Origin of the sequence: Halodesulfovibrio sp. (genome assembly GCF_025210605.1) — a bacterium.
Lineage (GTDB): Bacteria > Desulfobacterota > Desulfovibrionia > Desulfovibrionales > Desulfovibrionaceae > Halodesulfovibrio.
The window spans coordinates 62,412-72,189 of record NZ_JAOARI010000003.1 but is presented as its reverse complement, the minus strand read 5'-3'; the positions used below and the strand labels follow the sequence as shown (position 1 = coordinate 72,189).

Annotated in this window: 7 protein-coding genes, 1 tRNA gene and 1 pseudogene; 8 read left to right on the top strand and 1 reads right to left on the bottom strand. The window is 45.2% G+C overall.

Going from position 1 to position 9,778, the window contains the following annotated elements; genetic code table 11:
- Positions 1-283, bottom strand: a pseudogene (locus N4A56_RS01705) (IS110 family transposase); the annotation flags it as partial.
- 157 nt (positions 284-440) lie between these two features.
- On the opposite strand from N4A56_RS01705, the gene N4A56_RS01700 reads away from it, so the two are divergent.
- The 8 genes from N4A56_RS01700 (at position 441) to N4A56_RS01665 (ending at position 9,776) form a co-directional block, all read left to right on the top strand.
- Positions 441-1,904, top strand: coding sequence for an efflux transporter outer membrane subunit (locus N4A56_RS01700; protein WP_295544645.1), 1,464 nt, complete (start codon positions 441-443; stop codon positions 1,902-1,904).
- Complete coding sequence (locus N4A56_RS01695; protein WP_295544642.1) at positions 1,897-2,967, top strand: efflux RND transporter periplasmic adaptor subunit; 1,071 nt, start codon at positions 1,897-1,899, stop codon at positions 2,965-2,967. Before N4A56_RS01700 ends, N4A56_RS01695 begins: the two co-directional genes overlap by 8 nt.
- 6 nt (positions 2,968-2,973) lie before the next feature.
- A complete protein-coding gene (locus tag N4A56_RS01690; RefSeq protein ID WP_295544640.1) occupies positions 2,974-4,743 on the top strand; it encodes an ATP-binding cassette domain-containing protein in 1,770 nt (589 codons plus the stop codon).
- 24 nt (positions 4,744-4,767) lie between these two features.
- Positions 4,768-5,892 (top strand): ABC transporter permease, encoded by a 1,125-nt coding sequence (locus N4A56_RS01685; protein WP_295544635.1) that lies wholly within the window; start codon positions 4,768-4,770, stop codon positions 5,890-5,892.
- 44 nt (positions 5,893-5,936) lie between these two features.
- Positions 5,937-7,007: an ABC transporter permease gene (locus N4A56_RS01680; RefSeq protein WP_366519883.1), complete on the top strand. Its 1,071-nt coding sequence runs from the start codon at positions 5,937-5,939 to the stop codon at positions 7,005-7,007.
- 164 nt (positions 7,008-7,171) lie between these two features.
- Positions 7,172-7,248, top strand: a tRNA-Arg gene (locus N4A56_RS01675).
- A gap of 134 nt (positions 7,249-7,382) precedes the next feature.
- A complete protein-coding gene (locus tag N4A56_RS01670; RefSeq protein WP_295544630.1) occupies positions 7,383-8,267 on the top strand; it encodes a site-specific integrase in 885 nt (294 codons plus the stop codon).
- A 309-nt stretch (positions 8,268-8,576) separates the two neighbouring features.
- Positions 8,577-9,776, top strand: a complete 1,200-nt coding sequence (locus N4A56_RS01665) for an ORF6N domain-containing protein (RefSeq protein WP_295544628.1) — start codon at positions 8,577-8,579, stop codon at positions 9,774-9,776.
- Positions 9,777-9,778 lie beyond the last annotated feature (2 nt).

Here is a 9,778-nt window from a genome sequence, read left to right as displayed (position 1 = left end):
CGGCGACTGTTACTGGAACGCCTGAAGCTTCAAGTGTCCGTGCCAGTTCAAACCCCGTTGGCCCTGCTTCATAGACTACCATGCCGACAGGGCAAGGCAGACCGATAAGCACATCAGTAATAGCGCGAGGAGAAGCTGGCGCAGTCCAATCAAAAAGCACACCATCAGGGCGAAGGATTGCAACGCTATAACTGCGTTTATGGACATCAATTCCCACGTTAATTTGAAGATTATCAAACCCTTCCAAGAACCGATAGATTGATGATACGGTAAGCTTCGCCATGTCGGCCTCCTGTGATTCGCTTTTTAGGCACCATGCCATAATTTAATCCGGAGGCCGACATGGTATTTTTATATAACAGCTTAATAAAAATATAAAAAAAGTGTAAGACAAGTTGTATGTAGTAGTGTTTGTTAACCCAGACCTTCGAGTTGTGTTTATGAATCAAAAACTTTGTGAATCAATATGCAGCGTACTGGTACTGGCTGCTCTTCTAAGTGGGTGCTTTAAAGTCGGTGAGGATTATGTCCAGCCCGATCTTTCCGCATATACTGGTACGGAATGGAAAGCTGGAACCCCACTGTTAGAAAATGAGAGCATTGCTGTTCGCTGGTGGACGCAATTTGATGACGCAGAGTTAAATAGGCTTGTGGAAACATTGCTGGCGCAGAATATCTCGTTAAAGGTTGCGCGTGAGCGAATAATCGAAAACAGATCACAACGAGGTGTTACCCGAGCAGATTTACTGCCGAAAGCATATTTGGGTGGATACGGCTTACGCTCTCGAGCTGCGGATGATGCGAGGGGAATAATAGGCTTACCGGGGGGAACGCAGAGCAATTTATTTGCAGCAGCTGCACTCGCCGGATGGGAACTGGATTTATGGGGACGTGTTCAGCGGCTGGTAGAATCAGCGGACTACACTATTGAGGCAAGCCGTGCAGCGTATGGAGATGCGGCTGTGTCGTTAGTTGCAGAACTGGCTCTAGGGTACGTGGATTTACGTGCAACGGAAGCGCGCATTCTGCTTGCTCAGAGAAAGATTTCATTATTGGAAGAGCAGCGTACTCTTGCAGAAACAAAATTGATTGCGGGTACAGGGACTCGTCAGGATTTTTTGCAGGCAAGAACTGAAGTTCGCCAGAGTAAAGCCGTGTTGCGTACACTGTTTCAGGCAAAGAGTGTTGCAGAAAATAGCATGGCTGTATTGCTTGGAATGCCACCGAGTTCTTTTACTTGCGCTGTAGGATGCCAGCTTGTTCCTCCATCTATTGTCGGTATAGGAATTCCGGCAAGTCTGCTTTCACGCAGACCGGATATCCGGAAAGCCGAGCAAGAATACGCCGCATCAGTAGCATTAGTAGGTGCTGCTAAAGGGGAACGATTTCCGAAAATTGCATTGGGCGGTACATTAAATTTTCAAGCAACAGATGTTGATAAGCTCTTTCATGCAGATACGTTAGTGTATGCTTTTGGTGGCGGAGTGTTGCTTCCTGTGTTTACTGGTGGGCGCATTGAAGCGCAAATTGAAGTGCAGGAGTCATTAGCGGAACAGCGTAAATTGCAGTTGCAGCAAGCGGTTCTTGAAGCGGTGGAAGAGGTAGAGAACAGTGTGATTGGGGTTTCGCAGCGTAGTAGGCAGGCTCAAGAACTCTCTTGCGCATTGCAGGAACGCTCCGGTGCAGTTGAACTTACAATGCAATTGTTTGCAAGCGGGCTGCAAGGGCGCACTACTGTCGTTGAGCAGCAACTCGAGCAAGTTAGCTTAGCTGATGCTTTAGCCGTTGCCCGTCAACAAGAACTTGGAGAAATTATTCATTTGTATAGGGCGCTAGGGGGCGGTTGGGACGTGAAAGAAAATGCGGTGGTTTCAGCCTCCCATAAGGAGCATCAAGGTGAATAAAAGAAAGGTGCTGTTGATTGTGCTCATCGTTTGCGTTGGGCTTGTGTTCTGGTGGTATTTTGCTCCTTCCAGCGTTTCAGAACGAACTGACCATATTACGTTATATGGGCAGATCGATTTAAGGACTGTGCAGCTTTCATTTAGTGAACAGGAATATATAGAAGGAATGTTTGTGGATGAAGGTGACCTTGTTCAGAGGGGGCAGGTGCTTGCTGTTCTAAAAAAAGACCGCCTTAAAGCTCAGTTTGCCGAAGCTGTCGCACGGGTTGCGGCTCAGAAGAAGGTTGTGCAGCGATTGACAACAGGTTTGAGACCACAGGAAATTTTACAGGCACGAGCACGAGTTCGCGCTGCCAAGCTTCGGTTGTCGAATGCACAAACGCTGTCGCAACGTATTAAAAAAACAACCCCCAGTGGTGCGAGTACACGTCAAAACCTTGATGATGTCATAACTGATGTTGCGCTTGCCAAAGCAGAGTTGGCAGTGGAACAAAATTCCTTGAGTCTTGCAGAAGAAGGATACCGCAAAGAAGATATCGCAGAAGCACAGGCAACATTAAAAGCGTTGCAGGCTGTAGTTGATGTTTTAAAAGTGCGCATTGGAGAACTTGAACTTGTAGCGCCCGTAAATGGTACTATTCAAAATCGTATTGCTGAATTAGGCGAACTCGCTTCTCCTTCCCGTGTTGCTTTTACACTAGCGGTAACTGAACCTAAATGGGTGCGGGCTTATTTGCCTGAACCACAATTAGGATTTGTAACGGAAGGTATGGTTGCCTCCGTATATTCCGATTCTTTTGCAGAACCTTTTGAAGGGTGGGTTGGTTTTATTTCTCCGCAGGCAGAATTTACACCCAAACGTGTAGAAACTACAGAGTTGCGGACGCAACTTGTATATGAAGTACGTGTCTGGGTTAGCGATCCCGACAATGCGTTGAAACTTGGAATGCCAGTGACAGTATCACTCAACACTTCTGAAACAAGGGCAAACAACTCTGATGTAGAAGTCGTTGATAAAGGCATTTCGGTAACTTCTGACTCTGTTAAGGGCTTAGGGAAGTAATAGCGTATGGGGATATCTGTAGGAGAGATAGAACACGTCCCCCCTTTGTTGGAGGCGACAGACCTGCGTGTTGTTTTTAAGCCTAAAAGCAAACGTCCTGTTGTTGCTTTATCTGATTTAGATTTGCGAGTGTATGCAGGTCGTGTGACAGGTCTTGTTGGGCCAGATGGCGCTGGGAAAACAACGTGCTTGCGGCTTGCTGCCGGACTTCTCATTCCGCAGGCAGGTTCTATGCACGTGTTGGGGTACGATACGATTCGTGATGCTGATAAGATCCGTTCTCAAATAGGCTATATGCCACAGCAATTCGGACTGTATGAAGACTTAACCATTCAAGAAAATTTAGATTTGTATGCAGATTTGCAAAGTGTGCCTATGAAACAGCGGGAGTCTCAATTTGCAAATCTACTCGACATGACTGATCTTGCTCGATTTACAGACAGACGTGCAGGACAGCTTTCCGGTGGTATGAAGCAGAAATTGGGGCTTGCATGCTGTCTGGTAAAAGTGCCGAAGCTGCTTATTCTTGATGAACCGACAGTAGGCGTTGACCCTGTTTCTCGACGGGATATCTGGCGTATTGTTTATCGACTCGTTGAAGAAACCGGAGTGGGGGTGCTTGTCGCCACAGCGTATCTTGATGAGGCGGAGCGTTGTAGCAATATTGTTGTTATGCACAACGGCAATAAGCTTGCAGAAGGAACACCGCAAAGCTTTTATCCTAGAGTTGCGGGGCGTGTTTTTTCTATAACTCCCCAACCACCCCAAACGCCTCGTATGTTGCATGGCGATATGCTGTTACGTGATGACGTTGTTGATGCATCAATACAGTCAGGGCTGGTTCGTACTGTGTTTTCTAAAGACAGCAGAGTGCTCAATAATACTGAACTCCTGCCGTATGCTTTAGAAGCAATGCCACCTCGGTTTGAAGATGTTTTTGTGGATATGTTGTTGCAAGCTGATGGCGATCTCGAAAAGGTTACGCTGAATTCCTCACAGAAAAGCAGCCAAAGGCAGAGTAACGCCAAAGTTGAAGAAGATTCGCCGGTCATCCAAGTTTCAGGGCTACGTAAACATTTTGGGTCGTTTACTGCGGTGCATGATATTTCATTCATGGTGCAGCAAGGAGAAATCTTTGGTGTACTTGGCGCAAATGGAGCAGGAAAAACAACGACATTTCGTATGCTATGCGGTTTATTAAAAGCTTCTGAAGGTGAAATTCATGTAGCGGGACAAAACATGCGTAAGGCACCGTCAAAGGCTCGTTCCAGAATCGGATACATGGCGCAGAAATTTTCGTTGTATCAACAATTGACTGTGCTGCAAAATTTACGCTTTTACGGCAAGGCATATGGATTGTTGAAAAAAAGATTAGCAAATCGTTTAGACTGGGCGTTACATGAATTTGAAATGGAAGATCGAAAGGATGCGTTAACGCAAAGCCTGCCCGCAGGATTTAAACAACGCCTTGCTATGGCAGCGGCGATGCTTCATGAACCTGAAATTTTATTTTTAGATGAGCCAACGTCTGGTGCTGACCCGCTAGCAAGGCGTGAATTTTGGGCGCGAATTAGCAAATTTGCTCGAGAAGGCGTGACTGTGATTGTAACAACGCATTTTATGGAAGAGGCGGAGTACTGCGACAGAATGCTTATTATGGCTCAAGGAAAGCAGCTAGCTGCTGGCACTCCGGCACAAATCAGAGCACTGGCAGTGAGTGATTCTCTTCCTGATCCAACCATTGAAGATGCTTTTATTGCGTTAGCAGAAGGATAAAATTGTAGCCTGCAAGGAGCATTGATGGCGATATCATACATGCGGCTCCGTGGTTTTTTATATAAGGAATTGCTGCAAATAAAACGTGATCCAAGCAGCTTGTTGCTAGGCATTGTCATGCCGGTATTTTTGTTACTCATATTTGGATACGGAGTGTCGTTGGAGCCTACTAACGTACCAGTAGCGTTGGTGCTTGATGATTCTAGCCCTGAAGTGAGGGAGTTACAAACGCGCTTTGCTTTGTCACCGTACTTTGCGCCGCTATCTGTACGTTCCATGCCACAAGCAGTTGAATATATGGAAACAGGTGTAGTTGATTGCATTGTGCATGTGCGCTCTAATTTTTCTTCACTGATTGCAAATGGGCAAGAAGCCCCTGTTCAACTTATTCTTGATGGAATTGATGCGAATAAAGCGCGCATAATTGACGGGTATATTCAAAATACAATCGGGCTGTGGGCAGAACGAGCGGCAGCAGTATCTGGCACTTCGTTTATGCCTTTAGTCTTTGTCGAGCCTCGTATATGGTTTAACGCTGCTGCAAACAGCACATACTCGCTTGTTCCTGGTTTACTTACGTTAATTATGACGATGATTGGTACACTGCTAACTGCACTTGTTATTGCGCGAGAGTGGGAGCGTGGAACCATGGAAGCGCTATTCAGTACGCCTATAAAAATTGATGAAATTCTGTTGGGAAAGCTGCTACCGTATTTTGCGCTTGGAATGGTGGGAATGGGACTTTCCATTACCCTTGGAGTATTTCTTTTTCACGTACCACTTCGTGGTTCCTTGACTGTACTTGTCAGTCTGGGAAGCGTTTTTTTACTTGCATCACTGGGACTGGGGTTGTTTATATCTGCGGTTTCCCGTGTTCAGTTTGTTGCAGCAATGGCTTCTGTATTAGCAGGGTTTCTACCTGCGTTTTTTCTCTCTGGATTAATGTTTGACCTGAAGAGCACGCCTATTGTCATTCAATATGTGAGTAAGATTGTTCCGGCGAAGTACTTTGTCACAATAAGCCAGACATTGTTTTTAGCGGGCACATTATGGGATGTGTTACTTCCAGCAGGTCTAATTTTGATCGTGATGAGTATTGTTCTTCTTGGTGTTGCTCGAAAAAAAATAGGACGGCGACTTTCGCAATGATGCAGATACTACGGCGCATACGTACATTAGTAATAAAAGAATTTATGATGATTCTGCGAGATCCGAAAAGTAGAATGGTTCTTATTGTGCCGCCAATCATACAATTTTTTGTTTTTAGCTATGCTGCAACATTTGATCTGCAAAATGTCGAATTTGCGGTGTTGGATGAGTCCAAGACCGTAGAATCTCGTTCGCTTATAAGTCATTTTAGCGGGTCGAAACATTTTGAATTGGTTCAGCGATTGGATTCCACAGCACAGATTCCTGAGATGATTAATACAGAAACTGTACGCCTAGTTTTGCATATTTCACGAGATTTTGCGGATAAGATAGTTAATGGGGATTCTGCTTCTGTTCAGGTCATCGCAGATGGTCGAAATTCTAATGTTGCGTCGATTGCCTTAGGGTATGTGCAGGACATCATTCAACAGTATAGTGCCTCCTTGCGAATCCTAGCACCTGCGGTAAAGGGGGGCACTCCACTTATTCAACGAGCGTGGTTCAATAGAAACATGGAAACTCGTTGGTATATTGTATCTTCACTTGGCGGGATAATAAGCATGGTGATCGTAATGACGTTATCCTCGCTTTCGGTTGCGAGAGAGCGTGAGTTTGGAACATTCGACCAGTTGCTTGTGTCACCTTTTCAACCTTTAGAAATTTTAATTGGAAAGTCGGTTCCATGCGTTTTTTTTGGATTAGCCGATGCTATTTTGCTTTCGCTAGCAGCTGTATACTGGTTTGCTGTGCCGTTTAGAGGGACTGTTGGCGCACTTTTTTTGATATTGCTCGCATTTATGCTTGCCATTGTTGGGGTAGGGCTGTTTATTTCCGCGATTTCAGTGACCATGCAGCAAGGGCTACTTGGAGCATTTGTATTTATTATGCCCGCAGTTCTTCTGGGTGGATTTACAACCCCGATAAGTAACATGCCGCAGTGGCTGCAATATTCAACCGTAATCAATCCATTAAAATATGTTGTGCAGGGACTGCGGGATATATTTCTTACAGGCGCGGATGTCTCTGCTGTATGGAATTATGTCTGGCCACTCTGTATTATTTCTGCGGTTACTATGCCTGCGGCTGCTGTGATGTTCCGATTTAGGACACAATAGCTATGATGGGGCAATGGCAGGAGAGAATGTTGTTGAGGGAAAAGATAATTTCTTTAAATAAAATATCTTTTTTATAAAAGGAAAGGTAAGAAAGATAAGAGCTGTTATTAAAGACTTTTTCTTGACATATTGATTTAATAAAGATTAAAAGACCCATCTCAAACGCGCCTGTAGCTCAGCTGGATAGAGCAGCCGCCTCCTAAGCGGCAGGCCACAGGTTCGACTCCTGTCAGGCGCACCATTTTTCTTCGTAAAAACGCACTTACAAGCTCTTGTGACACAAGGGCTTTTTTTTATGGTTAACGAAATATGGAATAGACATAGTTCTTGCTTTCGCTTGTTTCAAGTAAAACTTGTAAACAAGGAGAAAAAAGCATGAGCCACACAGTCAAAGATGCTTGGAACCTGTACCGCGAACTGAAACTCCCCTCACTTAAAAAACCGCAGAACGACATTCAAGTCTGGGAAATGCACCTTGCTCCTTATGTTGCTGACAAAGAATTGACAGCAATACGAAGCGTCGATGTTCTCAGGCTTCGCGCCAAGATAGAAGCCAAGCAGCTCAGCCCTCAGTCAGTCCATCATGTGCTGGCGCTTCTCCGAAGACTCTTGCATAGAGCCGTTGAATGGGAACTGTACACAGGTCCCTTACCAGCTTTTGATATGCCTAAAGTTCAGAATGATCGAACAAGGTTCCTCACAATGGAGGAAGCTGCGATCCTGCTTCTCGAACTTAAAGAACGTTCCACGTTGTGGCATGACATCAGTCTATTCGCACTATCTACCGGACTTCGATCCGGTGAAATTTTCAATTTACTTCCCGAACACATCAATATTGCGACAAGAAGCATCGCGGTCATGGATACTAAATCTGATAACAGAGTAGTGCCACTTAATACCGCAGCGCTTGAGATCGCTACTTCTTATATGAAGCGGAATACCGGTTCATATCTCTTTACGACTATTCACGGAAATAAAATTCAGTATGCAGGCAAAGTTTACCGCAGTGCGGTTAGAGCCTGCAAATTAAACAACGGCATTGGCGACCGCCGGCAGCGTGTTGTTTTTCATACGTTACGTCACACTTTTGCCTCCTGGCTTGTGCAGGGAGGTTTTCCTATCGCTGTAGTGAGTAGACTTCTTGGTCATAGCGATATCAAGATGACGATGCGCTATGCTCATTTGGCTCCTCAGCAAGGAAAAGAAGCTGTGACGTACATAGACAATTATATGCAATCGTTCGCGCGGTCAACCGTGTAAGCGAAATAAATTTCAATAGGTTACAGTCGTTTTTGCGCGAATATTATCAATCGTTATCAATTCGAATCGAGCACAATCGAGCCGAACCGAGCCGAATCAAGAACATTATAAATTTTCTCGATTTAACTTGATTGGTGTGCTTATTCTTCTGCGGAGTCCGAAGGCAGGACAGGTAAACTAGTCCCACTTTTCAAGTGGGCTAGTTTACGGCCTGCCACCATAAAGGTGGGGAAGAGCTTATTCGCCTATCGGCTCAAAGTGGTACAAAAAGACAAATAGAACCTGAATTTCATTCGATGGAGTAGAGACATGAATACTGAACAAGTCGCAGTTTCTAGCGAAACCGAATTTACTATCGATTCGTGCGAACCACTAATGTACAGGCATCTGCCTGTTGTCCCTACAGCGTTTTTAGCTACTGTTTATAGAGTAGATGAAGGGAATATTCATCGTAATTTTAATCGTAATACTTCGCGCTTTGTAGAAGGAAAACATTTTTTCCGAATTGAAGGAGAAGAGTTAAGACTTCTGAAGAACAGACAGACAAATTGTCCGGCTGTTAAGATTGGTGCTAAAGCTAATTCAGTTCTTCTCTGGACAGAACGCGGAGCTGCTCGTCATGCAAAGATGTTGGAAACAGACGCCGCGTGGGATGTATTTGAAAAGCTGGAAGATGCGTACTTTAATCGTCAAGCTGCACCAAATGTGAGTTCTACCGAGGATAATTGCTCTCTGCTAAGCAAATATGCAGAGCTAGATGTCATTACTTCCTTGACGGTCTCAAAAGCACTTCAGAAAGATCACAACGCCGTGCTAACACAGATCACCGCTATGAATCTCCCGCATGATGTGTATCACGCAAATTTTCTGCACGGGGAAGAAGTTCTTAACGGTCGGCAGCGTATTTCCATTATCGCCATGACGCAGGGTGGTTTTAGTCTGCTCATGCATGAGTATTCAGGAAAGAGGGCACAGCAACTGATGATGCATGTGATGAAGAATTTTCTTACGTGCCAGCCAAGGCTAGCACCTGTTCAACCTATCAATGATACTAAGCCTCGTTTTCTGAAACGCCGAATTGATGCAAAGCGTATGCTTGCCCTGCGTGGTGCGCTAAAAGTCTACTCCGCAGTCGAATGCAAAACATACGATGAAGTAGAGGCTGAACTGTGTGCGTACTTTGCTTTGGCTCGCATAGAAGATTTGGGGCTGGAGTCATATGGTATTGCTATGGAGTATGTTCAAGAGGCGATTAATCGCCCTGCAGAGCCTGAATCAGAAGTAGGGGCGGAAAGTAGTGTAGTTGTTACAGCAACAACCGTGCGCGGAGCACTGGATTTGTGGGCATATTATGCTGAGAAGCAGCCGTATGAACAAGTTATGCAGGAGTTCGAGCAGCTCACCGGCGTTTCTACTCTAGACGGAGTTGCAGATCAGCATTGCCTGAAACTTCTGTTAGTCGTTTGGGGGCGTATTAACGCCGCTCTTGCACTTAAAGAAGCCTGTTAGGA

What these genes read in the sequence shown, in the direction of transcription:
- N4A56_RS01700 (WP_295544645.1), top strand. Translation starts at nt 441, where the DNA reads ATGAATCAAAAACTTTGTGAATCAATATGCAGCGTACTGGTACTGGCT.
- N4A56_RS01690 (WP_295544640.1), top strand. Translation starts at nt 2,974, where the DNA reads ATGGGGATATCTGTAGGAGAGATAGAACACGTCCCCCCTTTGTTGGAG.
- N4A56_RS01685 (WP_295544635.1), top strand. Translation starts at nt 4,768, where the DNA reads ATGGCGATATCATACATGCGGCTCCGTGGTTTTTTATATAAGGAATTG.
- N4A56_RS01680 (WP_366519883.1), top strand. Translation starts at nt 5,937, where the DNA reads ATGATGATTCTGCGAGATCCGAAAAGTAGAATGGTTCTTATTGTGCCG.
- N4A56_RS01670 (WP_295544630.1), top strand. Translation starts at nt 7,383, where the DNA reads ATGAGCCACACAGTCAAAGATGCTTGGAACCTGTACCGCGAACTGAAA.
- N4A56_RS01665 (WP_295544628.1), top strand. Translation starts at nt 8,577, where the DNA reads ATGAATACTGAACAAGTCGCAGTTTCTAGCGAAACCGAATTTACTATC.